Origin of the sequence: Romboutsia sp. 1001285H_161024_C4 (assembly GCF_015550185.1) — a bacterium.
GTDB lineage: Bacteria > Bacillota > Clostridia > Peptostreptococcales > Peptostreptococcaceae > Romboutsia_C > Romboutsia_C hominis.
In genome coordinates this window covers 35,692-61,890 of sequence record NZ_JADNAJ010000001.1, presented here as the reverse complement: position 1 = coordinate 61,890, position 26,199 = coordinate 35,692, and the positions used below count along the sequence as shown (strand labels likewise).

28 protein-coding genes are annotated in these 26,199 nt (G+C 30.2%); 1 reads left to right on the top strand and 27 read right to left on the bottom strand.

Annotated elements, in window-relative coordinates; all coding sequences use genetic code 11:
• Positions 1–87: 87 nt before the first annotated feature.
• The 8 genes from I1959_RS00355 to I1959_RS00320 form a co-directional block, all read right to left on the bottom strand.
• Positions 88–459 (bottom strand): YhbY family RNA-binding protein, encoded by a 372-nt coding sequence (locus I1959_RS00355; RefSeq protein ID WP_092927234.1) that lies wholly within the window; start codon positions 457–459, stop codon positions 88–90.
• An 18-nt stretch (positions 460–477) separates the two neighbouring features.
• Entirely contained in the window at positions 478–1,755 is a 1,278-nt protein-coding gene (gene obgE, locus I1959_RS00350) for a GTPase ObgE (RefSeq protein ID WP_092927236.1), read from the bottom strand.
• Between the two features lie 137 nt (positions 1,756–1,892).
• A complete protein-coding gene (gene rpmA, locus I1959_RS00345; RefSeq protein ID WP_071121257.1) occupies positions 1,893–2,183 on the bottom strand; it encodes a 50S ribosomal protein L27 in 291 nt (96 codons plus the stop codon).
• Between the two features lie 13 nt (positions 2,184–2,196).
• Positions 2,197–2,514 (bottom strand): ribosomal-processing cysteine protease Prp, encoded by a 318-nt coding sequence (locus tag I1959_RS00340; RefSeq protein ID WP_092927238.1) that lies wholly within the window; start codon positions 2,512–2,514, stop codon positions 2,197–2,199.
• Between the two features lie 13 nt (positions 2,515–2,527).
• Complete coding sequence (gene rplU, locus I1959_RS00335; protein WP_092927240.1) at positions 2,528–2,839, bottom strand: 50S ribosomal protein L21; 312 nt, start codon at positions 2,837–2,839, stop codon at positions 2,528–2,530.
• Positions 2,840–2,955: 116 nt separating this feature from the next.
• Positions 2,956–4,359 carry an Rne/Rng family ribonuclease gene (locus I1959_RS00330; RefSeq protein ID WP_195236817.1) on the bottom strand — a complete coding sequence of 468 codons (1,404 nt, stop codon included), beginning with the start codon at positions 4,357–4,359 and terminating at the stop codon, positions 2,956–2,958.
• Between the two features lie 65 nt (positions 4,360–4,424).
• Positions 4,425–5,126 carry a TIGR03936 family radical SAM-associated protein gene (locus I1959_RS00325; protein ID WP_092927244.1) on the bottom strand — a complete coding sequence of 234 codons (702 nt, stop codon included), beginning with the start codon at positions 5,124–5,126 and terminating at the stop codon, positions 4,425–4,427.
• Positions 5,126–6,970, bottom strand: a complete 1,845-nt coding sequence (locus I1959_RS00320) for a TIGR03960 family B12-binding radical SAM protein (protein ID WP_092927245.1) — start codon at positions 6,968–6,970, stop codon at positions 5,126–5,128. The genes I1959_RS00325 and I1959_RS00320 overlap by 1 nt, the downstream gene beginning before the upstream one ends.
• 340 nt (positions 6,971–7,310) lie before the next feature.
• Here I1959_RS00320 and I1959_RS00315 point away from each other — a divergent pair, with 340 nt between their 5' ends.
• Complete coding sequence (locus I1959_RS00315; RefSeq protein WP_092927247.1) at positions 7,311–8,504, top strand: FprA family A-type flavoprotein; 1,194 nt, start codon at positions 7,311–7,313, stop codon at positions 8,502–8,504.
• Positions 8,505–8,619: 115 nt separating this feature from the next.
• Here I1959_RS00315 and mgsA read toward each other — a convergent pair whose 3' ends face one another.
• The 19 genes from mgsA to I1959_RS00220 all read right to left on the bottom strand — a co-directional run bounded on the left by mgsA (position 8,620) and on the right by I1959_RS00220 (position 26,171).
• Positions 8,620–9,033, bottom strand: coding sequence for a methylglyoxal synthase (mgsA, locus tag I1959_RS00310; RefSeq protein ID WP_166504898.1), 414 nt, complete (start codon positions 9,031–9,033; stop codon positions 8,620–8,622).
• Between the two features lie 29 nt (positions 9,034–9,062).
• Complete coding sequence (rodA, locus tag I1959_RS00305) at positions 9,063–10,181, bottom strand: rod shape-determining protein RodA (RefSeq protein WP_195236816.1); 1,119 nt, start codon at positions 10,179–10,181, stop codon at positions 9,063–9,065.
• A gap of 83 nt (positions 10,182–10,264) precedes the next feature.
• Positions 10,265–10,549, bottom strand: a complete 285-nt coding sequence (minE, locus tag I1959_RS00300) for a cell division topological specificity factor MinE (RefSeq protein ID WP_092927253.1) — start codon at positions 10,547–10,549, stop codon at positions 10,265–10,267.
• 19 nt (positions 10,550–10,568) lie between these two features.
• Complete coding sequence (minD, locus tag I1959_RS00295; protein ID WP_092927255.1) at positions 10,569–11,366, bottom strand: septum site-determining protein MinD; 798 nt, start codon at positions 11,364–11,366, stop codon at positions 10,569–10,571.
• 31 nt (positions 11,367–11,397) lie between these two features.
• Entirely contained in the window at positions 11,398–12,069 is a 672-nt protein-coding gene (locus I1959_RS00290) for a septum site-determining protein MinC (RefSeq protein WP_092927257.1), read from the bottom strand.
• A gap of 59 nt (positions 12,070–12,128) precedes the next feature.
• Entirely contained in the window at positions 12,129–15,128 is a 3,000-nt protein-coding gene (locus tag I1959_RS00285) for a penicillin-binding transpeptidase domain-containing protein (RefSeq protein ID WP_092927259.1), read from the bottom strand.
• A gap of 11 nt (positions 15,129–15,139) precedes the next feature.
• The gene (mreD, locus tag I1959_RS00280; protein ID WP_092927261.1) at positions 15,140–15,628 is read right to left on the bottom strand and encodes a rod shape-determining protein MreD; all 489 of its coding nucleotides are present in this window, start codon (positions 15,626–15,628) and stop codon (positions 15,140–15,142) included.
• Between the two features lie 14 nt (positions 15,629–15,642).
• Positions 15,643–16,539: a rod shape-determining protein MreC gene (gene mreC / locus I1959_RS00275; protein WP_240276287.1), complete on the bottom strand. Its 897-nt coding sequence runs from the start codon at positions 16,537–16,539 to the stop codon at positions 15,643–15,645.
• 10 nt (positions 16,540–16,549) lie between these two features.
• Entirely contained in the window at positions 16,550–17,626 is a 1,077-nt protein-coding gene (locus tag I1959_RS00270; protein ID WP_092927265.1) for a rod shape-determining protein, read from the bottom strand.
• Between the two features lie 29 nt (positions 17,627–17,655).
• Positions 17,656–18,315: a RadC family protein gene (radC, locus tag I1959_RS00265; protein ID WP_141664395.1), complete on the bottom strand. Its 660-nt coding sequence runs from the start codon at positions 18,313–18,315 to the stop codon at positions 17,656–17,658.
• Between the two features lie 44 nt (positions 18,316–18,359).
• On the bottom strand, positions 18,360–18,944 hold the full coding sequence (locus I1959_RS00260) for a Maf family protein (RefSeq protein ID WP_195236815.1): 585 nt from the start codon (positions 18,942–18,944) through the stop codon (positions 18,360–18,362).
• A 197-nt stretch (positions 18,945–19,141) separates the two neighbouring features.
• Complete coding sequence (locus tag I1959_RS00255; RefSeq protein WP_166504896.1) at positions 19,142–20,113, bottom strand: RnfABCDGE type electron transport complex subunit B; 972 nt, start codon at positions 20,111–20,113, stop codon at positions 19,142–19,144.
• A 15-nt stretch (positions 20,114–20,128) separates the two neighbouring features.
• A complete protein-coding gene (gene rsxA, locus I1959_RS00250) occupies positions 20,129–20,704 on the bottom strand; it encodes an electron transport complex subunit RsxA (RefSeq protein WP_092927272.1) in 576 nt (191 codons plus the stop codon).
• 13 nt (positions 20,705–20,717) lie between these two features.
• Positions 20,718–21,311 carry an electron transport complex subunit RsxE gene (gene rsxE / locus I1959_RS00245; protein WP_092927274.1) on the bottom strand — a complete coding sequence of 198 codons (594 nt, stop codon included), beginning with the start codon at positions 21,309–21,311 and terminating at the stop codon, positions 20,718–20,720.
• A 10-nt stretch (positions 21,312–21,321) separates the two neighbouring features.
• Positions 21,322–21,900, bottom strand: coding sequence for an RnfABCDGE type electron transport complex subunit G (locus I1959_RS00240; RefSeq protein ID WP_092927276.1), 579 nt, complete (start codon positions 21,898–21,900; stop codon positions 21,322–21,324).
• Complete coding sequence (locus I1959_RS00235) at positions 21,900–22,880, bottom strand: RnfABCDGE type electron transport complex subunit D (protein WP_092927278.1); 981 nt, start codon at positions 22,878–22,880, stop codon at positions 21,900–21,902. Before I1959_RS00235 ends, I1959_RS00240 begins: the two co-directional genes overlap by 1 nt.
• A gap of 21 nt (positions 22,881–22,901) precedes the next feature.
• Positions 22,902–24,239, bottom strand: a complete 1,338-nt coding sequence (rsxC, locus tag I1959_RS00230; RefSeq protein WP_092927280.1) for an electron transport complex subunit RsxC — start codon at positions 24,237–24,239, stop codon at positions 22,902–22,904.
• A gap of 129 nt (positions 24,240–24,368) precedes the next feature.
• Entirely contained in the window at positions 24,369–25,301 is a 933-nt protein-coding gene (locus I1959_RS00225) for a hypothetical protein (RefSeq protein WP_195236814.1), read from the bottom strand.
• Positions 25,302–25,406: 105 nt separating this feature from the next.
• Positions 25,407–26,171 carry an endonuclease/exonuclease/phosphatase family protein gene (locus I1959_RS00220; RefSeq protein ID WP_240276147.1) on the bottom strand — a complete coding sequence of 255 codons (765 nt, stop codon included), beginning with the start codon at positions 26,169–26,171 and terminating at the stop codon, positions 25,407–25,409.
• Positions 26,172–26,199 lie beyond the last annotated feature (28 nt).

The window sequence follows — 26,199 nt, the reverse complement described above, 5'->3', positions numbered from 1 at the left end:
TTTTTGTAAAAATCTATATACTTCATTATAATATAAAATCTTTTTTATAAAAAATAACCATCTAAAATAGATGGTTATTTTACTAACTTATTTTCTAAATGCCTTTTTAGTAGGCTTTCCTTTTTTAGTCATATTTTCTGGCTTAACCTTTGGTTTAGCTGGTTCTTGACCTGGGAAGAATATCTTTGGTTCTTCTTGATTTTTTCTATATATTGTAAATTTATATCCTATAGCTTGTACAAATTCCGCTCTTAAAGCTTCACATACAGCATTAGCAGTTTCTTTAGCATCTAATCCTGCATTATCAAGTATAGTTACTTTAACTATTTCTCTAACTCTTAACATATCATCTAATTGTTCTAAGAAACTCTCTGTAACACCATCTTTACCTATTTGAGTAACAGGCTTTAAAGTGTTAGCTATTGATCTTAAGTATGCTCTTTGCTTACCTTTTAACATTTTGTCACCTCTTAATTTTTAATTGTAGAATTCAAATTCTAATTCATATATTCTAACAGTATCTCCATCTTCTATTCCCATCTCTCTTAGTCTATCAAAAACACCTTCGCCTTCCATAGCCTTTTGGAAATATTGGATAGATTCCATATCATCAAAGTTAACAGAGTACATTATTCTTCTTAGTGCCTTACCAGTAACAACATACACTCCGTCTTCTATTTCTATGTTTAAACCTTCTTCTTCTGTATTATCAAGTTCTGGCTTATACATTTCTTCTTCTGTGAATAACTCTATTTCTTCAACATCTCTTAGTATCTCAGAAACATATGCTATTACATCATCTACACCCTCTCTAGTAGCAGCAGACATTTTAAATACTTTATACCCTCTGCCTTCTAAGTTGTTTTTAAATTCTTCAAATACACTTTCATCTTCAAGTATATCTATTTTATTAGCAACAACAATTTGTGGTCTAGTTGATAATTTTTCATTGTATAACTTAAGTTCATCATTTATCTTATCAAAATCTTCTAATGCATCTCTACCTTCTAGTCCTGATATATCAACTATATGTATTAATACTTTAGTTCTTTCAACATGTCTTAAGAAGTCGTGTCCAAGACCAACCCCTTCAGCAGCTCCCTCTATAAGACCTGGTATATCTGCTAACACAAAACTATCACCAAATTTAGTTTGAACAACACCTAAGTTTGGTGTTAATGTTGTAAAGTGATAGTTTGCTATTTTGGGCTTAGCCTTAGTAACTACTGATAAAAAAGTAGATTTTCCTACGTTAGGGAATCCTAGTAACCCAACATCAGCTATCATTTTAAGCTCAAGAGTTACCCATCTTTCTTCTCCATCTGTACCAGATTTAGCAAAAGCTGGAGCTTGTCTTACTGAGTTACCAAAGTGTTGGTTCCCTTTTCCACCTCTACCACCTTTAGCTATTACAGCTCTATCTCCCTCTTCTTTTAAATCCGCTAATATAAGTCCTGTAGCTTCATCTCTAACTACAGTACCTGCAGGAACTTTAAGAATTAAATCCTCTCCATTTTTACCTGCTTTTCTTTTTTTACTTCCGTCTCCACCGTTTTCTGCAGCATATTTTCTCTGATATTTGAAATCCATTAATGTTCTAAGACCTAAGTCAACTTCAAATATAACACTTGCACCGCGTCCACCGTCTCCTCCATCTGGTCCACCAGCTGGAACATATTTTTCTCTTCTAAAAGATACCGATCCGTTACCACCGTTCCCGGCCTTAATAAAAATTCTCGCTCTATCTATAAACAAATTAATCACCTACTTGATCGACCTTCAATTAATTTAATTAGGGTCTTTTTGATTATTTTTCCCGATTTAACTGACTTTAATCAGTAAAATATCTATCTACAAGAAAAAGGAGTGCATTAACACTCCTTTTTTAAGTATTACTCAGCTATAGATACTGGGTATACACTTACTTTCTTTCTCTTCTTATCTTTTCTTTCGAATTTAACAGCACCGTCAACTAATGCAAATAAAGTGTCATCTCCACCTTTACCTACGTTAGTTCCTGGATGTATCTTAGTTCCTCTTTGTCTTACTATTATACTACCAGCAGTAACTACTTGTCCGTCAAATCTCTTAACACCTAATCTCTTAGATATAGAATCTCTACCGTTCTTAGAAGATCCTACCCCTTTCTTAGATGCAAGTAACTGTAAGTTCATGTTTAACATTTGGAGTCACCCCCTACTTTTTTAAGATTTTTATGTTTTTGGGATATTCCCTTTTAATTCCTTCAATAGCTAATTGAAAATGATTTAATAATAGTTGAGAATCATTTAGATGTTTATCTTTAACTATACACTCTATATGACCTTCTTGACCTACTACCTTTTCAAATTCAACTTTAACAAGCTTGTCTAAAGAATTTATGACTGCAATTGCATTAGATGTTACTGCAGAACATACTATATCATAGCCTATTTCAGCGAAATCAGCATGACCTTTTAGACAAAAGCCTTTCATTAAGAAATCATCGTTGTAATAATATTTAACTTTAATCATTACTATTCACTAATTAAGCGTTTATTTTTTCAACAACTATCTTAGTGTATGGTTGACGATGTCCTTGCTTTCTTCTGTAGTCTTTCTTAGCTTTGTACTTGTAAACTACAACTTTCTTAGCTTTACCTTGCTCAACAACTTTTGCTTGAACAGAAGCACCTTCAACAACTGGAGCTCCAACTACTAACTCTCCGTCTTTAGTGCAAGCTAATACTTCGTTTAAAGTAACCACATCACCTTCGTTAGCTTCTAACTTTTCAACGAATAATACATCACCTTCAGCAACTTTATATTGCTTTCCACCTGTTTTAACTATAGCGTACATTAAATACACCTCCTCGGTCTCAAACTCGCCATACAGGTACTTCAGTAAGAAGTTTTAAACCTGTTCTGTGCGGCATTACATTTATTAATATTACTACGTTATTATACATTTGTCAACTAACTATTATAAATTATATTCACTTTTTCTATATTAATTTCAGGTAAACCTTTTAACTCAAGATTTATACTATATTTTTTACTTATACTTTTAATTATATCCTCAAAATTTTTATTTATATCTTCATATACTTTTTTATTAATTTCAATTGTTATATTGTTATATGATGTATGTTCTTTAATTCTCATAGTTTCTTTTTCTATATTATCTATTATAGTTTTGGTAGATATAACAAAAGAGTCGCCCTTGCATAAATTGCACTCATCTAAATAATAATTATATATAGGGTCTTTTTCTCTTCTTCTTGCTATCTCAACTAAACCTAATTTTGTCATCCCTAATACCTTAGATTTTCTTTTATCTTTACTTAATTCTTCTTCTAGTACCTTTATAAGTTCTCTTTTTTGACTTTCTTTTTCCATATCTATAAAATCAATTATAATTATTCCAGATATATCTCTAATTTTTATTTGTCTAGCTATTTCTATAGCTGCTTCTAAATTAGTTTTATATATTGTGTCTCTTAGTTTTATATTGCCTATATTTTTTCCCGTATTTACATCTATAACCGTTAAAGCTTCAGTTTTTTCTATTATTAAGTATCCACCACTACTTAACCATACTTTTTTATTAAGACATTTTTGTATTTGAGAATTTACATTGTATATATCAAATACATCTTTATTTTTTTCTAATATAATTTTGCCTACATATTTTTTATCTATAGATTTTAATAGTTCTTTTAATTCATTATACTTTTTTTCATCATTTGTAACTATTTTACCTAAATCTTCACTTATATAATCTTTAATGTATTTACTTGCAAAATCCAATGATTTATAAAGTAGCTTAGGTCCTATTCCTAATTTAAACTCTTTTAAGATTAACTCATATTGACTTTTTAAGTTTTCTATGTCCTCTTTTAAATCTTCTAAGCTACATCCTACTGCTTCTGTTCTTATAATTATACCTGTATTGTCTTTAATAATTGATTTAGCTAGTTTTTTTAATCTAAATCTTTCTTTCTCATCTGTTATTTTGTTAGACATAGTTATTCTATCATTTGACGGTATATAAACTATATATCTTCCAGATAAACTTATTTCAAGATTTAATTTGGCTCCTTTATTTCCTATCTCTTCTTTATTTACTTGAACCATTATTTCTTGCCCTGCTTTTATATTGTCTTCTTTTTTTAATTGAAGGTATGCAAGTCTATCGAAACCTATGTCTACAAAACATGCTTCTATTCCTGGCAATACTTTTTTTACTATACCTCTATATATATTAGAGACTTTTTTGTTATTTTTATTGTCCTCTATATATACCTCACTTAATTTATTGTCTTCAAGTACAGCCACTTTCTCAGATGATATAAGAGATTCTATTATTATATCCTTCATACTTCACTCCTAATAAATCAATAATCTTTTTAACTACTAAAAAAGGTGGATAAATCCACCTTTTTTTACATAGGACTTACTAATTGTCCATCTTTCACTACATATAAGTCTCTTCTTAATATATCTACATCTAATGGGTCCATTTCTAATTCTAACATTTCTAATATTTTTGGTATAAATATAGAAGTATTTAAGTTAGCCTTAGATCCTGTCGCTATTGTAGCTTCTAAAATTATTTTATTATCTTCTGCATCTAATAAATCAAATAATTTTATCATAGGTCTTATATCTGACTCTACTAACTTACCTTTTTTATTTCTCTTAGTTATCATTATTTCTTTTTGAGCCATAAAATCTAATATTTGATTTTTTATGAACTCTTTAGTTAATATTTTTTCTGTTTCTATAGTAAATACATATTCTCCATACTCTATAGTAGATGATAATGATGGAGTTTGTTTAGTTATTTCCTCAGCTTGTATAAATTTTATACCTTCTGGTAATTGTTCATTCATTCTAGATAAATACTCATCTACAGTTATATCACCTTCTATTTCAACGTCTACATACTCTCCTTGACTTTCTGTACCTAGAGCTAAAGCATTTCCGTAACTTATTTTTGGATGGGGATTGTATCCTTGAGAATGTGCTAAATCTATTTCAGCTCTTCTAAAGGCTCTTTGTAAAAGTTTTTGCAAATCAAGATGCGATATATATATCATATCTCCTTCTTTGTTAAATTTAGTTCTTATTATTTTGTTTTCCATTAACAAAGCCCCCTTCCTATTTCATGTGCATTTATTCCACAACCATTACATTTATGTCTACAATCTACTGTAACTGTGTCTTGTTTAGCTTTTTCATTTTCTCTAACTAAGAATTTCTTAGAAACTCCAACGTCTATATGGTCCCAAGGGAATACTTCTTCATATTCTCTCTCTCTATTAGCATAAAATGCTATTTCTAAGTTATTTTTAGCCATAGCTTCTTTCCAAGTATCTAAATTAAAGTGTTCTGACCAACCATCAAATTTGGCACCCATTTTGAAAGCATCATATATAACTTTACCTATTTTTCTATCTCCTCTAGCTACAACAGCTTCCATTAAACTAGTTTTTGAATCATGGTAGTTATATTTTATATTTCCATTTTTTAATTTTTTAACTAAATATCTTTGCTTTTCTATAACTGTTTCTGTTGTATCTTGTCCATGCCATTGGAATGGTGTAAATGGCTTAGGTACAAATGTAGATGTACTTACTGTAACACCAAATGCTCTTCTTAACTTTCCACCATTTACATCTCTGTAAGTATCGATTACATCATAAGCAAGTTTTGCTATTCCATCTAAATCATCATAAGTTTCTGTTGGAAGACCTATCATGAAGTATAATTTAACACTATTCCATCCCATTTCAAATGCTTTTCTAGTTGCATTTTCTAAGTCTTGTTCGCTTACACCTTTATTTATAACATCTCTTAATCTTTGTGTTCCTGCTTCTGGAGCAAATGTAAGTCCTGACTTTCTTACTTGTTGTATTTTTTCTGCTATCTCCATAGAGAAATTATCAAGTCTTAATGATGGTAGAGATATTCCTATATTTTTAGGAGTATATTCATCAACTAAATAATCAGTAAGCTCTGCTAATTCACTATAGTCACTAGTACTTAACGAAGATAATGATATTTCATCATATCCAGTGTTTTTAACTAGTTTTTCTAGTAATTCTTTTAATCTCGCTACACTTTTTTCTCTTATTGGTCTATATATCATACCTGCTTGGCAGAATCTACATCCTCTTGTACACCCTCTAAACAGTTCAAGTACTATTCTGTTATGAACAGTTTCTATAAAAGGAACTATTAATTTTTCTGGATATGGAACTTCTTCCATATTTTTTATTATTCTTTTTCTTGGTTTTTGAGGTACACCTTCTCTATTTGGTACTACTTCTTTGACAGTTCCATCTTCATTGTATGAAACATCATAGAAGCTTGGTATATAAACCCCTTCTATTGTAGATATCTTTTGTAAAAAGTCTTCTCTAGTTGTTTTATTTTTTTTCCATTCTTTATAGGCATTTATAACTTCTGGGTTTACTTCTTCACCCTCACCTAATATTACTATGTCAACAAAATCAGCTAAAGGCTCTGGATTGTAAGCACATGGTCCACCTACTAATATAAATGGATCATCTAGCTTTCTTTCTTCTCTTAATAATGGTATATTAGCTAAATCTAACATATTCAATATATTAGTGTAAGAAAGTTCATATTGAAGCGTAAATGTAACAAAATCAAAATTTGTTATAGGTTCTCTTGATTCTAGAGCAAATAATGGTATATTTTTTTCCCTCATCATCGCTTCCATATCTACAGCTGGAGCATATACCCTTTCGCAAAATACTTCTTCATCCTTATTTATAACATCATATAATATATGACTTCCTAAGTGACTCATTCCTACTTCATATAAGTCTGGGAAACAATGTGCATATCTTATTAAATTTTCATTTGTTGTATCTTTATGAATTGAATTTATTTCATTTCCAAGATATCTAGCAGGCTTTTCAACTTTTTTTAAAATTCTTTTTAAGTCTACTTTATTCATTTATGTTAAAACCTCCAAATAAGTTTATTGTTTATAAGCATAAGTATTATTATACACGATATAGCATTATCTATCAAAATATTATTAATTATTTTATATAGTTTTAAGTTTTTAAAATTAGTATATTAAAACATTGTGCCTATATTTTATAATTAATAAAAAAAATCTAATTTATACCTTTTATAAAAAGTATTTTTTGTTACAATAATAGTAGGTATCAAATAAATAGCTGCCTAAAGTACATAAGTTATTTATTTTTTACATTTAATTTAAAATTAAATTGTTTTAATGTAATTTATATGGGTATAATCTTTATATAATGTTTTTAGGAGGATTTATAATGAGTAATGTATTTGAAGTAAAAAAAGATATTTACTTTACAGGTGTTGTAGATAAAGATTTAAAAGTATTTGATATTATAATGGAAACAGAATTTGGTACTACTTATAACTGTTATGTTATAAAAGATGAAAAAACTGTATTATTCGATACTGTAAAACCAAACTTTAAGGACGAGTTTTTAAAAAACGTATCAGAAGTTACTGATATAAAAGACATAGATTATGTAGTTATACATCATACAGAACCAGATCATGCTGGTTGCTTAAAATATATATTAGATATAAACCCTGATGTGGAAGTTTACTGTACAGCTGTTGCTAAAACTTACTTAGCTGAACAAGTAAATAGACCTTTTAAGTGCCACGTTATAAAAGATGGAGAAACTTTAAACATAGGTAAGAGAAATCTTAAGTTCATAACAGCTCCATTCTTACATTGGGCTGATACAATGTTTACTTATGTTGAAGAAGATAAAACTTTATTCACTTGCGATGCTTTCGGATGTCACTTTGCAAGTGTAGATCCTGATGCTGTAGAAAGTGAAGATTACTTAAAATCAGCTAAGCACTACTATGATTGTATAGTTAAACCATTTGCTAAGCATGTTTTAAGTGCTATAAATAAAGTTGTTGAACTTAAAATAGACTTTGATACAATATTAACTTCTCATGGTCCTATGCTTACTAAAGATCCAATGGCGGCAGTTAAGAGATATTTAGATTGGTCAACTGAAGTTGTTAATACTACAAACCAAAATCAAGTTGCAATATTCTACTTATCAGCTTACACTAATACTTTAGAAATGGCTAAAAACATAGAAAAAGGATTAGTTGAAGAAGGTGCTGAAGTTAAACTTTATGATTTAGAAGAACTTGATTTAAAAGAAATGCATGATGCAGTAGTTATGTCTAAAGTAATATTATTAGGTTCTCCAACTATAAACAGAACTATGGTTAAACCTATGTGGGATTTATTCTCTACTATAGACCCTATGGCTAACCAAGGAAAAATAGCTGGTGTATTTGGTTCTTACGGATGGAGTGGAGAAGGTATAACTATGGCTGAAAACTTATTAAAGGCTATGGCTTTCAAAATGCCAGTTCCTACTATGAAAAAGAAATTCTTCCCTTCAGAAGAAACTTGTCAAGAATGTGTTAACTACGGTAAAGAATTTGCTAAATTAGTTAAATAATAATATATTAAAGTACCTCATATATGAGGTACTTTCTTAGTTACTTACAAAAATTAATAAACTTCTTCATATTAAAAGAGTATAAAAATAAGCACCTAATATTAGGTGCTTATTTTTATACTCTTTGACTTTTAGTTTTTCTAACTTCTCTCCAAGAAAGCTCTCCCCTATCTAAAGCTTTTATAAAAATCTCTGCTGATGCTAAATTTGTAGCTACTGGTACATGATATACATCACACAATCTAATTAAGGCTTGTATATCCGGCTCATGAGCTTGAGATGTAAGAGGATCTCTTAGAAAGATCACTAAATCTATATCTTGAGAAACTACTAATGATCCTATTTGCTGATCTCCTCCTAAAGGTCCTGAAGCTAACCTAGTTATATTAATATCTGTAGCATCCATTATTATTTTTCCAGTTGTTCCAGTTGCATACACCTTATACTTTTTAAGAATTTCTTCATATCCTATACAAAATCCTACCATTGTATTTTTCATTTCATCATGTGCTATTAATGCTATATTCATATTCCCTCCCGTTTATATTTTGACTTTATCTAAAAGTTAATTTTCTTTCTTCTCATACATACATTTAGTACCAGTCCTAAGTTTGCTAAAGATGTTAAAAGTGAACTTCCTCCATAACTTATGAATGGTAATGTTACCCCTGTAACCGGTATTAAAGCTACTGTCATACCAATATTTTGTATTATCTGGTATGCAAACATACTCATAACCCCAACTACAATTAAGGTTCCATAAAAATCTTTTGCTTCTTTTGCTATAATAAGCATTCGTATCAAGAATATTGCATATAAAACTAAAACAGCTATCATACCTATAGCTCCTAGTTCTTCTCCTATGACTGCAAATATGAAGTCACTTTCCTGAACAGGTAAGAAATCCTCCTGGCTTTGTGTACCACCGTATAGTCCTTTACCTGTTACTCCTCCTGACCCTATAGCTATCATTGACTGCATAACCTGATAATTACCCTTTTTAGTTGGATCATCAGGATGTAAGAAAGCATCTATTCTTTCCTTTTGATGCGGCGCCATTACCATATACATAAGTGGTGCTGCTACTAAAACACCTATTATAACTCTTTTTATCAGTTTCATATCAAGCCCTGCTGTAAACAACATTCCACCTATTATACAACTAAATACTATAGCTGTACCTAAGTCTGGCTGAGCAAATAATAATCCTATAAAAGGAACTGCATACATCACAACAGGTATTATCTCCTTTAAATTATTAAGTTTACCTTTTTTTGATTCTACTATCTTTGCATAGCTTAATATAAATGTAAACTTAACTATTTCTGAAGTTTGAAAATCTAAAGGACCTAAATTTAACCAAGATCTAGCTCCTCCTCTTGACGCACCAATTACTGGTATTAATACTATAGCCAGTAAAATTAAACTAACTATATATAAAGCCTTATAGTACTTTCCTAAAAAATTATAGTCTATTAATAATATTCCAATGACCATAACCATACCTAGGCAAAAACCTAATCCTTGTTTGTATATCTGTAGATAATCTCCAGTCATATGGGCATGAGTTGCGCTACTTAATACAACTAATCCAAATCCAAATATTGCTAAAACAGTAGCTATTAGCTTCCAGTCTAGTTGTTTTATTAACTTAACGGTTGACTTATATTCAATCACATTTTCACCAACTTCCTAATGTCTTTTGTCTTATATTTAGTATATTAAAATATGGGGGACTTAACAATCCCCCATTTAGTCTATTATATATTTCTATCCTTTAAATTCTTTAGTGGTATATTAGCGATTAATGCAGATACTGGCATATCATCATCTTCTCCTCTGGTTTTAGACATTTTAATTTCCAGTCCATCTTCTTCTATTTCAGCATAATTCGCTATTACTTTAAGTATATCTGTCTTTATAAGCTCTAAAAACTTTGGAGAACAATCCGCTCTATCATGCACTAAAACTAACTTTAATCTTTCTTTTGCTACTGATTTACTAGTTTTAGATTCATTTGAAAAAACTTTAAATAAGTCTAACATGAATATACTCCCCCCTTTGCTACTTAGCCATACCAAACATCTTCTTTATTTTGCTAAAAAATCCACTTTCTGCTTCTATTTCTAGTATAGGTACATCATTACCTAATATTCTTTGTGTTATATTTTTGTAAGCTTGTCCTGCTAATGATTTTGAATCAAGTATTGCAGGTTCACCTTTATTTGTAGATACAATTATACTTTCATCATCTGGAACTAATCCTAATAGCTTTATAGCCAATATTTCTATTATGTCCTGCTTGTCCATCATGTCTCCACGTCTTACCATATCGTGTCTTATTCTATTTATCACTAATTCTATAGTTTTTATCTCATTGGCTTCTAATAATCCTATTATTCTATCTGCATCTCTTACTGCAGAAACTTCCGGATTAGTTACTACTATCGCTCTGTCTGCTCCTGCTATGGCGTTTTTAAATCCTTGTTCTATACCGGCAGGGCAATCTATTAATACATAATCAAATGTTTCTCTAAGTTTTTGGCATAAATCATGCATTTGCTCAACAGATACTGCATTTTTATCTCTTGTTTGAGCTGCTGGAAGTAAATATAAATTTTCAAATCTTTTATCTTTGATTAAAGCTTGTTTTAATCTACATGTTCCCTCTACAACATCAACAATATCATAAACAATTCTATTTTCAAGTCCCATTACTACATCTAAATTTCTAAGACCAATATCTGCGTCTACTATAACTACTTTTTTATTTTCCAAACTTAAAGCAGTTCCTAAGTTTGCTGCGGTAGTAGTCTTTCCTACTCCGCCTTTACCAGACGTTATGACAATAACTTCACTCATGTTACTACCCCCTATGGATTAATACTTATTTTTAAACTTTATTTGAATAGTTTTCTATGACTATAGTTCCATCGCTTACAAAAGCTATTTCTGGATTAATTGTTTTTCCTTCAAAAAACTCATCTTCTGGAGCTTCAGCTATATTATTTGCTATTTGTAATATTCTAGCATCTAGGTGGTTAGCTACTACATAAGCACTTTCATTTCCATCTGAACCTGCATGGACAAACCCCTTAACACTTCCCATTATTATAACATTTCCATTAGCTACTATTCTTGCACCTGGATCTACATTTCCCATAACTACTACATTTGACTTTGAGCTTACTTGTGATCCTGATTTCATATCATTCATAACTACTACATCTCCATCAAACTCTATGTTTTCACCAGATCTTAGATTATTGACATATTTTGTTTTAAATTCATACTTTTCTTTTTTATACTCATCATCAATAAATTCAACATCAAACCTTGATGATATGTGTTCTTTTATCTCTAAAATTTGTATATCACTTAAACAATCGCAATTAATCTCACATATTTTAGCTCCATTAAAAAATCCTACTGATGACTCTAGCCTGTTTATTATACTTTGTTTTATTTCTTCAAAAGAGGCTTCTTTCTTTATATTTACAATTATCCCTCTTTTGCTACCCTTGAACTCCACAAGTTCTCTGGTACTAAACTCTTTAAAAGACATAACAACCTCCAGAGTAATGTATCATTTTTATATATTCTTCAAAAAATATTTTTTTCCTCTTATTTTTTCATCTGAGAAGCAAAATTTATATCATCATTATTCGATTTATTACTACTTTCTTCTTTCTTAGCAGTACCTTTATTAGCTGCTAAATAATCATCTGTCAATCCAAGATATGTTCCTATTAACTCTCTTACAGGTAACATTGCATAAGTACTTGAATCACCTTGAGGTATCATACATACAACTGCTATCTCTGGATCATCTGCTGGTGCAAACCCTACACTCCATGCAAAAGAATCATAATCTGCTTTGTATCTATCTATTTCTTTATCTGTTATTTTAGGGTTTAATTGTTTTATAGCTTTTCTTAGGTATGCAGCGTTTATTTTATCATCATTTTTATCTAATTTAACGCTTACACCTTCTTTTAATTCTTCTTCTATTTCTTTCTTTCTTTCTTCAGTTATATCTTTAGATTTTAGCTCTTCTTTTAACTCTTTTTCTCTTTCCTCTGATAACTCTTGCTCTCTTCCCTCTTTAAGAGTTTCCGCAAGACTTAGCGCTTGATCTAAAGCCACTCCATAAGATCCCATATGGCTTTTTAAATAATCAACCTCATTTTCTGTAGGTATCTTACCACTTTTTTCAGCTGTTCCTGTTTTTGCTGCTACACTAACAGGGAAGTTCTTAAATAAACTCTTAACAGAACTTGAAGTCGTAACTCTCTTCATACCTTCAGTTATATGCTTTAGATTTTCACTATTTTTAAATGGTATCTTTTCTTTTTTATTTTCATCAATATCAACAGATTTATAATCACTAGGTACAACTCTATTTATAACTGATAAATCAACTAAATCACCACCATTTGCTATGGCTGCAGTATATCTTGCCATTTGAGCTGGCGTATATTGATTCTCACCTTGTCCTATAGATAAGTTAAATGTATCTGCTATACTCCATTTAGCAAATTTTAAGTGATTAAACACTATTTCATCAGCTAAAGGCTCTATGTCTTTTTCTTTAACATTTAACTTAGCAAGCCTTTCAATAGCTTCACCTCTAGTGACTGTAGTTGGTTCGTCTGCCCAACTAACAATTTCATCTATTCTTTTTTCATACTCAGCTTCATTCTTTTCCTTAGTTATATCAGTAAACTTATTTTTCATTTCTTTCTCTAAAAATGTTCTAAGTAAAGCTTTAGCTGATTTTAATTTAGTTTCTATACTTGGTACACTACCCTTTTTTTCATCTATTTCGTCATTAAGACCTGTATAATCATCTAATCCAAATAATTTAGCATATTTAAGAGTATCATTTGGACCTATTTTTACATTAGGGTCTTTCCCACCTACTCTATTTTCACCACTACCAATTGTGTAGAAGTAGATATTACATGATTCTTGTATAGCTTTGTATAAATTTGTTGCTCCATGATTACTTCTTGACTTATGCCATACATAATCGGCAAATGGTCTATTTCCAAGCATTATAACACCTGGATCATTTATTGTGTAATTTGGATTCATTCCATTATCTATAGCTGCCATACCTGTAACCATTTTAAATGTAGAACCTGGTTGGAATACCCCTTGAGTAGCTAAGTTTACTTGAGCGTTAGGTGCTAGTACATCATTTTTATTTTTAGGTTGTAATTTTTCATAGTCTTCATAAGATATACCATTTACAAATTTATTAGGATCGTAATCTGGATAACTAGCCATAGCTAATACATCCCCAGTTTTTACATCTATAGCTACTACAGCTCCTGAATTTGCACGAGGTGCAGCTTGTGAAAAACTTTTATTTCCAAAAGGACTTTTGAAAGTTCCTGCTGTTCTAGCTACATCTATAGTTCTCTTTAATACATCTTGAGCTACTTCTTGTAGGTCTTTATCTATACTTAGATATACAGTATCTCCTGATTGCGGTTCTTGTACATCTAGTTCTTTTGTTACTCTACCTAGTGCATCTACTTGAACTTTTTTATGCCCATCAACACCTTTAAGCTTCTCTTCATAACTCTTTTCAACACCAGTTATACCTACTGTATCTCCCTTTGAGTACTTTTTACCTTCTTTTTCAGGATTTAGATATTTCTCTTCTTGATTATATGGCATTTTACCCATATGACCTATTATGTGAGAAGCTAAATTTGTTTCTGGGTAATATCTAACTGGCTCTACTGCCACAGATACCCCTGGAAGTTCCATTCCTTTTTCCTCAATTTGAGATATTGTATTTTGATTTATATCTTTTGCAATGGTAACTGGATTATATCTAGAATAACCTTGAGATTTTATAAGGTCTCTAACTATAAGTATTTTTCTAGCGTCCGTATTACTTAGCTTAGGGTCTATCTTATAGTCATTTCTAATATCTCTAAATGCATTTTTAGCACTAATATCAGGATTTTTTATTTTATAGCTTTCTAACCAATCTTTTTTATTCTTTTCTTCAGTAAACATCCATTTACTTACAAGTATAGGAGGATATTCTCCATTTTCATTAAGCTTTTTTTGTAGCTTACTAGGGTCTAAATTTCTATCTTCTTTCGTAAGTACACCTTCACTAATTAGCTTATCTACAATAAAGTAGAAACTTTCTTTAGCATTTAATTCTTTTGGTATACCTTCTTCTTCTTTGTATTTATCTATTTTATCATCAAACGTATAATAGAATTTACCATTTTTAAAGTATATAGGGAATTCATCTATATATTGCTCTTTATTAGACTCTAAAAGATTAATTATGTCTAATGATATTTCATTAGCCATAGGCTTACCATCTGCGCCTTTTTTGCTTATACCATCTGCAGATACTTGTACAGTAAATAAATTTTTATTTCCTGCAATTAGACGTCCATATCTATCTCTTATTTCTCCCCTTGGAGCTTTTATAGGTAATTCCTTATATGTCTTATTTTCAGCTAATTCTTTATAATAGTCATGTCTAAAAATAGTCATATATAATATTTTAAAGGAAATAACTATAAATACACATATGATGATTCTCTTTATTATCAATAATCTATCTATCTTTTTGTTTTTCTCCATTAAATCACCAACTAATCTTCTTTTAGTTTTAATATAGATTTTTTAGATATTTTGTATAAAATAATACTTAAAAGGCTATTTAAAGTAGGCATTATTAAAATTCCTACAATCAGTAACTTAACTATTCCATAGCTATTATAAACCAAGATAGTGGTTGCTATATTTACAATAGAATCAACTAGCGTAGTTAAAAAAACTAGCGCAAATATAGTCATACTACTTTCCTTGTATATTTTATCTTTTAAATGGCTTATTGTGTAAGAAGTTAAAAATAATATTAAACCATTAACTCCAAATATTCCACCTACGGCTATATCTTTAGTTAAACCTACTATAGCACCTATTATACCTGCTTCTAATTCATCTAAATACAGAGATATAATAGTCATATATATTATTACTATATTAAAGCTCACGCTAAATATATTTATATAGTTAGTAACACTACCTTCTACTATAACTAACAAAATACCTAAAAGACAAAGTAAAACTCTTTTCATATCTATAGTCTCCTTTATCTTATATTTCTAGGTTCAATGATTTTAACATCATCTATATTTTTAAAATCAGCATAAGGTTTAACAACTACAGATTTCATAGATTTATTCTTGTCATCTATAACTTTATCAACTTCACCTATAGGTATACCTTCTGGATATAACCCAAGCCCTGATGTTACAATTACATCTCCTGGGATTACATCATAATTACTATCAAACATATATCCATATAAATATCCTTTATTTTTGTAGTTTTCCTTATTATCTAAAGTAGAGTTTTGAGTTAATACGCCTTTAAATTTAGAGTCTTTTAATAGTCTAAAACTTACTGATGATTTACTATCAAGTAATGAAACTGCTTTGCTATAGTTTTTAGAAACTTCATATACCATACCAACTAAACCATTACCATTTACTACTAAACTATCTTTTTTAACTCCATCTGCACTACCAGCGCTTAGTACAAAACTTTCGTACCAATTGCCATCATTTTTTGAGACAACACTAGCTGCTACAGACTTAGCTTCGTACTTTTCGTCTATAAAGTTTAATGATTTTTTTAAACTTTCTAGTGATTCTACTTCATCTAGTTTTTTATTCAATTCAGCTATTTCTAATTTTAACTCATTCTTTTCTTTTTCTAGCTTATCTATTTTATTAGCATTTTTCTTATAATTAATTAGATCACCAAGGCCATCACCTAGGAATTTAAAACCTTTATTAAATGTCGATTCTACAGCAGATACAGCATCTAAAATAGGTCCAGGACCTATTGGATTTCTACCTGAAAATTTACCTATTGATATTCCTATAATTCCAATTAAAGTGATAGCAACAGTTCCTGTTGCTATCACTTTAACGTTGATCTTTTTCTTTCCTTTTTTATTGTTATCAAATCTCAAAGATATCACCAACTTTTAATTACTTTCTTGCATTCATCATTAATACTTTTTCAAATATTTCTTGGTCTTCTACTGATTTACCAGTACCTAAAGCAACACAATCTAGTGGGCTTTCTGCTATTGTAACAGGCATGCCTGTTTCTTGTTTAACTAACTTATCAAGACCTCTAAGTAATGCTCCCCCTCCAGTTAACATTATTCCATTTTCCATTATGTCTGATGCTAATTCTGGTGGTGTCTTTTCTAAAGTTGATTTTATCGCATCTACTATTGAGTTTATAGGCTCTTTTAAAGCATCTCTAACTTCTGCTGATCCTATTTCTATTGTTTTAGGAAGACCTGATATTAAGTCTCTACCTCTTATTTGCATATTAGTTTCTTGATCACCTTTAAATGTTGATCCTATGCTTATTTTAACATCTTCAGCTGTTCTTTCCCCTATAGCTAAGTTATATTCTTTTTTAACATATGCTACTATAGACTCATCAAACTCGTCCCCACCAATTCTTATTGACTTAGCAGTAACTATACCTCCTAAAGATATAACAGCTATTTCAGTAGTACCTCCACCGATATCTACAACCATATTTCCTTCTGGCTCTTCAACTCTAAGACCAGCTCCTATAGCAGCTGCCATAGGTTCTTCTATTAAGTATGCATCCCTTGCTCCTGCTTGTCTTGCAGCTTCTTCTATAGCTCTTTTTTCTACTTCTGTAACGCCATAAGGTACACATATTGCTATTCTAGGACTTACTACACCCTTTTTAGCTGCTGCTTTTTGTATAAAGTAACTAAGCATTGCTGATGTAACATCAAAATCAGCTATAACCCCATCTTTCATAGGTCTTATAGCTACTATATTACCTGGTGTTCTACCTATCATCTTTTTAGCTTCTTCTCCAACTGCTAAAACTTCCTTGCTATCATCTCTTATAGCAACAACAGATGGTTCTCTTACTACTATACCTTGTCCTTTTATATAAACTAAAGTATTTGCTGTACCTAAATCTATACCCATATCCTTTGTCATCTTTTTAAATCCAAACATCGACATTAACCCTTTTTTCTCTTTTTTTTCTTTTTTTTCCTTAGACATACTTAATTCTCCTTCCTTACTATATCCAATTAGATTATCATACTCTCTTTAAAGCTAAAATATAATCCGTCACCTATGATTATATGATCTATTACTTCTATTCCTATTAGTTCTCCGCACTTAATAAGTCTTGATGTAATGTTTTTATCTTCATTTGATGGCTCGACAGAACCAGATGGATGATTGTGCATTAGAATTATCTTATTTGTACTTCGTTTTATAGCCTCTCTAAATACATCTCTTGGATGTACTAAAGAAGAATTTAAAGTACCTTTTGATACTTCTACATCTGATATTATTTCATTTTTCGTATTTAAAAGAACCACCTTAAAAACCTCTTGCTTTTCATATCTTAAAATATCCATATAATACTTGTATATATCCCAAGGGTTTTTTACCTTATATCGACTAGGCTTAAAACTAGCGATTCTAGACCCTAGTTCTAGCGCTGCCTTTATTTGCGTTGCTTTAGATAGTCCTACTCCATCTATTTCACATAACTCTTCTATGGTCATATCCTTTAGGTATCTTATACCTTGAGTGTCTTTATTTATGATATAATTAGCTAATTCAATAGCATTTTTTGATTTAGTGCCTGTTCGGATAATAATTGCTAACAACTCTGAATTAGATAAGCATTTTTCTCCTTTAACAAGCATCTTTTCTCTAGGTCTTTCTTCTAATGTCATATTCTTTAAAGTCATTTTAACATCAAAAGAGTCCTTCAGTTATATCATCCTCCATAAAAAAAGTTTATATCAAAGTGCGTTTTGACTAAATCACTTAACTTTGATATAGGTAATCCAACTATATTGAAGTAATCACCTTGTATCTCCTCAATTAGTAATGATCCATACCCTTGAATTCCATATGCTCCAGCTTTATCTAATGACTCACCAGTATTAATATAATCATTTATATCATCTTCTGATAAGTCCTTAAATTTAACTTTACTAACTACATAATCGATTATTTTTTTATTTGCACTTAAATTAATTAAACTAATACCTGTTATTACTTCATGAGTATTTCCAGATAATAACTTAATAGTATTTCTAGCATCTTCTTTGTCCTTTGGTTTCCCTAATATTGTGTTATTAAACACAACAATTGTATCTGCTCCTATAACCAAAGACTCCTGATTAGATTTTGCTACATCCATACTTTTCTCAAATGCAAGTCTCATTACCACTTGAGGTGGTAACTCATCCTCTAATATAACCTCATCTATATCACTTTTAACTATATCAAATTTTACGTTGATATTTTCTAGAATTTCTTTCCTTCTAGGAGATGCTGATGCTAAGATTATATTCATTTTATCACCTCATTTGGTACTTAGAATTGTACTTATTTAGTCTATCATTATATTGTAAAAAATTCAACACAAATGTCGAACGATTTTTGTAACATAATTGTTATATTTCAATGAGTAGATTTTATTTATTTATAAATTTATTATAATTCCATAAAAAATAAAGGTATGGAAAAAACCATACCTTTATCTTATCCATATTATATAGTTTTAATAGCCTTTTTAGGACATTTTTCTAAGCATAAATGACATCCAACGCATTTTTCCTTATCAACTTTATGCTTACCTTTTAATTCACCTTCTATGGCGTCAAACTTGCATTGCTTTTTACAAATAGTACAACCTATACATAAGCTTTCTTCTATCATAACTTTTTTTCTATTTTCTAAGCTACCTTGTATAACTTTGGTTGGACATTTTTCAACACATACCATACACCCTACACATTTATCATAGTTTACTTTAGCAATTTTATTTTCAAATTCTATTGCATCAAATTTACATGCCTTAGCACAAATTCCACATCCTATACATCCAGCACTACATTTTTCCTTAACTTCTTTTCCAAAATCTTTACTGTTACATTCAACTACAATTTCTTGTTTTGCTGGCTTTTTCGATATTATTCCCTTTGGACAAACTTCAATACATTTTCCACACATTACACATTTTTCTTCATCTATTACTGCTAATCCATCTATTATAGATATAGCACCAAATTTACAATAATCTTTACATGTTCCAAGACCTAAACATCCATATTTGCATAATTTAGCTCCAGAGTTCAATGTAGCTGCTGATCTGCAGTCATAAATACCTTCATATGTATATTTATCTTTTGCTACATCACATCTTCCTTTACATATAACCTTTGCTACTTCTTTCTCACCTTCTTGAGATGATATTCCCATTATTTCTCCTATTTTTAAAGAACAATCAGAACCTCCAACAGGACATCCATTTACAGGGGCATTTCCTTCTACTATTGCATTTGCTAATCCCCCACATCCTGGAAATCCACATCCTCCACAATTAGCTCCTGGAAGTATACTTAATATTTTTTCAACTCTTTCATCTACCTCAACATAAAACTTTTTAGAAGCATATGCAAGTATTGCTCCAAATATAAGTCCCATACCTCCTAAAACAAAAATCGAATTAAGTATAGACATATTATCCCCCCTATTTTATAACTTTATTAATCCAGCAAATCCTAAAAAAGCAATAGACATTAAACTTGCTGATATAAGTGTTATAGGGAACCCTTTAAAACTTTCTGGTATATCTGCTAGTTCTAATCTCTCTCTTATTCCCGCAAATAATACTATAGCTAATGTAAATCCTATACCTGCACCAAATCCGTTAACTATAGTTTCAATTAAGTTATACCCCTCATTTACATTCACTAAAGCTATACCTAAAACTGCACAGTTAGTTGTTATTAATGGTAAAAATACACCTAACGCTTGATATAAGGCTGGACTCATTTTTTGTATTACCATCTCAACAAATTGAACTATAGATGCTATGACTAGTATAAACGCTATAGTTTGTAAAAATTCATTATTAGTTATAACCAATAGTTCTTGTATAAAGTATGTTATTATTGATGCTAATGTTAAAACAAAAGTAACTGCTGCTCCCATACCTAATGCAGTATCAACTTTTTTAGAAACTCCTAAGAATGGACATATACCTAAAAACTGACTTGTTATAACGTTATTAACAAGAACTACACTTAAAAATATAAGTACTAAATTCATTTAATCCACCCCCCTACGCTTTTTTACTTCTTATTTTATTAAATCCTGCTAAAAGAAAACCTAATGTTAAAAAGGCTCCAGGAGGAAGTATAAATAGCAATATAGGTTCAAATGAAGCTCCAAATATACTCATTCCAAATATACTTCCATTTCCAAGTATTTCTCTTATAGTTCCTAAAACTGTTAATGCTAAACTAAACCCAAGTCCCATACCTAATCCATCTACAGCTGATTCAACAGAACCATTTTTAGATGCAAAACTTTCTGCACGTGCTAATATTAAACAGTTTACAACTATTAAAGGTATAAAAAGCCCTAGTGCTTTATCAAGTGAAGGCACATATGCCTTTAAAAGCATACCAACTATTGTAACAAACGTTGCTATTACTACTATAAATGCTGGTATTCTTATTTTATCTGGCACTATCTTTCTAATTAATGAAACAACTATATTTGAACAAATCAAAACTGCTGTTGTAGATAATCCCATACCTAATCCGTTTATAGCTGATGTTGTAACAGCTAATGTTGGACACATACCTATTACTTGGACAAAGGCTGGGTTTTCATCTATTAAACCATTTTTGAATATTTTACCTAATCTCATATTCTTCCCCCTATTTATTCAAGCTTTCATTAAATACTTTTATTGCTGCATTAACTCCCCTAGTTACAGCTTCAGATGTTATTGTAGCCCCTGAAATCGCAGCTATTTGATTATCACTTGTTGCACTACCTTTTACTACACTAAGTTCTTTGGCTTCTTTTTCACTAAATTGCCCTTTAAAATTAGGTTCATTTGCTTTCGTTCCAAGCCCTGGAGTTTCAGCCATATTTCCAATATTTACTCCTGTTATTTTTCCATCTTTTGATATCCCTACTATAACTTCCATAACCCCACCATATCCGCTAGGTAAAGTTTTTATAGTATATCCAACAACATCACTTCCACTAATACCTTCATATACTTCTGATACTATCCCCTCTTCTAATCCATCGATATTTTCTATTACCTTTTTATCTAATTGCTTAAATTCTGTTGCGTCTTCAAGCACTAATTGTCTTAATTCATTGTTTGCTTGTATATTTCTATCTTCAATAATTGGCGCTGTTATTTGATTTATAAACCCAAGTGCTAAAGCTGCTACTGCACATATTGTAAATAATATGGCTCCTAGCCTTAATATATTTTTCATTATTTAGCCACCTCCCCAAATACTCTACCTTTCATGTATTTGTCTATAAGTGGAGTAGCTACATTGGCTAATAATATAGAATATGAAACTCCTTCTGGGTATCCACCATACATTCTTATAACTATAGTTATAACTCCTGCTAAAATAGCATAAACAATTTGACCTGCTTTGGACATAGGTGATGTTGTGTAATCTGTAAGCATAAAAAATGCACCTAACATAAGTCCACCTGCCGCTAATTGATATATAGCAAAGTTTATGTCAAATCCTCCTAGTATAAATGCTAATATAAAAACTGTTCCTATGTAAAATACTGGAATTATGTAATTTATTATTCCCTTATAGATTAGATAAAGCCCACCTAGTACTATGAATATAGATGATGTTTCCCCTATACATCCTCCTATATTACCTATTACCATATCTGTTAGGCTAATTCCATTTGATGTTAATTCTGATATGCCTATTGCTCCACTTTTTAGAAAACTTAATGGAGTCGCTGTTGTATATGCATCTATATTTCCCGAACTTACCCAGTTAACTCCAGGTATTGTCCAAGCTGTCATAGCTACTGGAAATGATGCAAGTAAAAATGCTCTTGCACCTAATGCTGGGTTTAAAAAGTTATTTCCTATTCCACCAAAAACCATTTTAACCACTATTATAGCAAACGCTGAGCCTAATATGCACATCCACCATGGAAGAGATGCTGGCACATTAAATGCTAATAATATTCCTGTAACTACTGCTGAAAAATCTCCTATAGTAACATCTTGTTTAGTTAATTTTTGATATAAAAATTCACATCCTACTGCTCCTACTGTACAGAAGAAAATTACATTTAATGCACTTAATCTGTAAAGAAACACTGCTGATGCCATAGCAGGTAGTAAAGCTATTATTACTTGTTTCATTATGTAAGACGTATCTTGGTTACTTCTCACATGCGGAGAAGACGATACAATCAATTTATTATTCATTTAAATTCCCCCTAGCCCCAATTATTTTTTAGCTGATTCTTTTCTTCTATTTGAAATAATTTCCCTTTTTGCATTTCTTACTGATTGAAGTAGCGGTCTTCTTGCTGGACAAACAAATGAACAAGATCCACACTCTATACAATCTAAAGCTCTATAACTTTCTGCACTTTCAAAATCATTTTTTAAAGAATAAGCACTTATATATAACGGTTGTAAAAATGCTGGACATACTGTTAGACATTTACCACATCTTAGGCAGTTTTGTGGTTTTGGTGTTTTAGACTCTTCATCGTCTAAACATAATATACCTGATGTTCCCTTATTTGTAGGTATGTCTATTGTATACTGCGCTAGTCCCATCATTGGACCACCCATTATTACCTTCCCAACTATCTTATCTTCTTTAAAGCCTCCACATTGGTCTATTATCTCTGATACTAGTGTTCCAACTTTTGTAACTAAATTTTTTGGTTCATTTATACAACTACCTGTAACAGTAGTAATTCTTTCTATTAATGGCATTCCTGTTTTTATAGTTTTAGCAATTTGTGCTGCTGTTCCCACATTATTTACTACTGCCCCTGCATCCATAGGTAGCCCACCGGATGGAACTTCCCTTTTAGTACATGCATATATAAGTTGTTTTTCTGCCCCTTGTGGATACTTAACTTCTAGACCTACAACTTCAATATCATCATATTTTTGAGCTTCTTTTTCTATTGCAGAAATTGCATCAGGTTTATTTACTTCAATTCCTATATATCCCTTTGATACATTTAAAGATTTCATAAGTACTTTTAATCCATAAACTACATCTTCTGGATTTTCAAGCATTAGCCTATGATCTGCTGTTAGATATGGTTCACACTCAGCTCCATTTAATATAACAGTATCAATTTTCTTATCTGGTGGTGGTGATAGCTTTACATGAGTTGGAAAAGTAGCTCCTCCCATACCAACTATTCCAGCCTCCTTTATTATTGATACAATTTCTTCTTTACTTAAATCTTCTAAATTCCCTTTAGGTTTTATGCTTTCGTGTATTTGTTCCTTAAAATCGTTTTCTATAACAATACATGTGCCTCTTCCACCAGCTAATTCATGTTCTTTTATAGCTATTACTTTACCAGATACAGAAGAATGTACGTTACAAGAAACAAATCCTTGTTGCTCACCTATTTTTTGACCAACTTTTACTAAATCCCCAACCTTAACTATCTCTTTAGCAGGTGCACCAATATGCTGTTGAAGTGGTATATAAACTACCTTTGGTGACTTAGCTATTTCAATAGCTTTTTTCTCTGAGTACTCTTTTTTATATGGAGGATGTATTCCTCCTTTGAAAGTTAAGAGTTTCATTCCTTTACCCCCTTACTTATGTATTTAAACATTCCTATCCCTTAGTATAAGTATACTATATCTCATATTAAAACTTAACTATTGTTAAAACTTTATCAACTTAAAAAGACTGTTAATAAAACAGTCCTTTTAAGCCTTACTTATTGATGTTATAAATGTAAAATATCCCTGCATTGATGATAAATACAAGCTTTTTGCCATACTATATTCTCCTTTGTCTATAGATGCAATAGACATATCTATTTTTTCCTCTAAACCTTCTACATACTTAATTAGGTTATCTTTAAATAAATCAGCTGGTTTATAATCAATTTTATCGGCCTCTTTTTTCATATTAGCCACTATATTTTTTCTATCTATTAATATTTTTTTATATTCTTTTACATCAATATTTTCATTACTTTTATCCCAAAATTCTGATTCTAACTTAAAATTAGATACCAATTCATTTAAAAAATTTGATAATTCACCTAAATATGAGTACTTACTTGTATACTTCATAGATAATACTGGTACTTTAAGTTCTGATATAAATGCATCATCAAAAACTTTTTTAACACTATCTATATTATTTTTTAATGAATCTTTGCTAAATGATGAATACGTCTGTACTTTTTTTGTTCCATCAACTTCTATAACAGAAAAAGGTAAATTATTTTCATTCAATTTAGCTTCTATTTTATTCATTTCATTTTCATTATCTATTGATGCCACTTGAATAGTATATAAACTCCAAGAATCTGCTATAGCTACTTTAACATCTCCTTCTACTTTTTCACTAGCTTCTTTTACAACTTTTTTTTCAACTTCTTCTTTGTTATTTTCTTCAGAAACTTCTTTTATTCCAAAGTCTTCAAATCCTTTAAACTTGTCCTCTTTAATATTTATACTTTTAAGAGATGCAATCTTTTCATCCATAACTTTTACAATATCACTATTTTTTAATTTAATAGCTCCAAATGTTCCTATTGATATAACAGGAATCATAATTAAAATTAATCTTAACGTTTTTTTCTTTCGTCTTTTATTAAAACCTCTATATATAGTTTTTCTTTTATTCATTAGTTTGTCCCCCCTAAAACTATTATTACTAATATATATTTTAGGGTTGTACAGATTATGATTAATTTTTGGCTTTAATATAGAAAATAACTATTTTGTATTAATTTATATCCTTATCTTAGCTATTATAGGGTAATGATCTGACATACTCTTTATTAACACATTATAGTCTAATATTTCAATATTATTAGATACAAATATATAATCTATTCTATCAAGACCCGTTGCAAAGGTTAATATGTTTGACTTTTCTAATTCTATAGCTACATCTCTTAAAATATTTTTATCGACACCTATATTGCCTTGATTAAAATCACCAACAACTATATATGGTTCATTATTTAATGTATTTATAAATTCTATAAGTTCATTGAGCTGCCTCTCTCTTTCTTCATTCCCAAGCCCAAGATGTACGTTTATAATATTTAACTTACTTCCTTTTACATTTACTACTGTATGAAGCATCCCCCGTTGTTCTCTTTTGCTACTTAAATATATATGATTCTCATATTTTATAGGATATTTAGAGTATGTAACCAACCCATAATTAGATCCAAGTTTTGTTACGTTTGCACCAAAATGAGAATACATTTTTAACTCTTCTTTAAAACTACTTACTTGAAATCCAGCCTTAGCAGATTCATTTACTTCTTGAAGACAAATAATATCTGCGTTACATACTCTTAAAAAATCTATAATATCAAATAATGTAGGAAACATATTTTTATCTAGCCCACTATGTATATTGTAACTAACTACTTTTAATTCTTTTTTAGGTGGAAGATAAACTATTTCTATAACTACACTTATAGCTATACATATAAATACACATACAAGACTTATTATCTTTCTGATTTTTATACATATCAACTCCTATCATAGTTTTATTTTATATTAT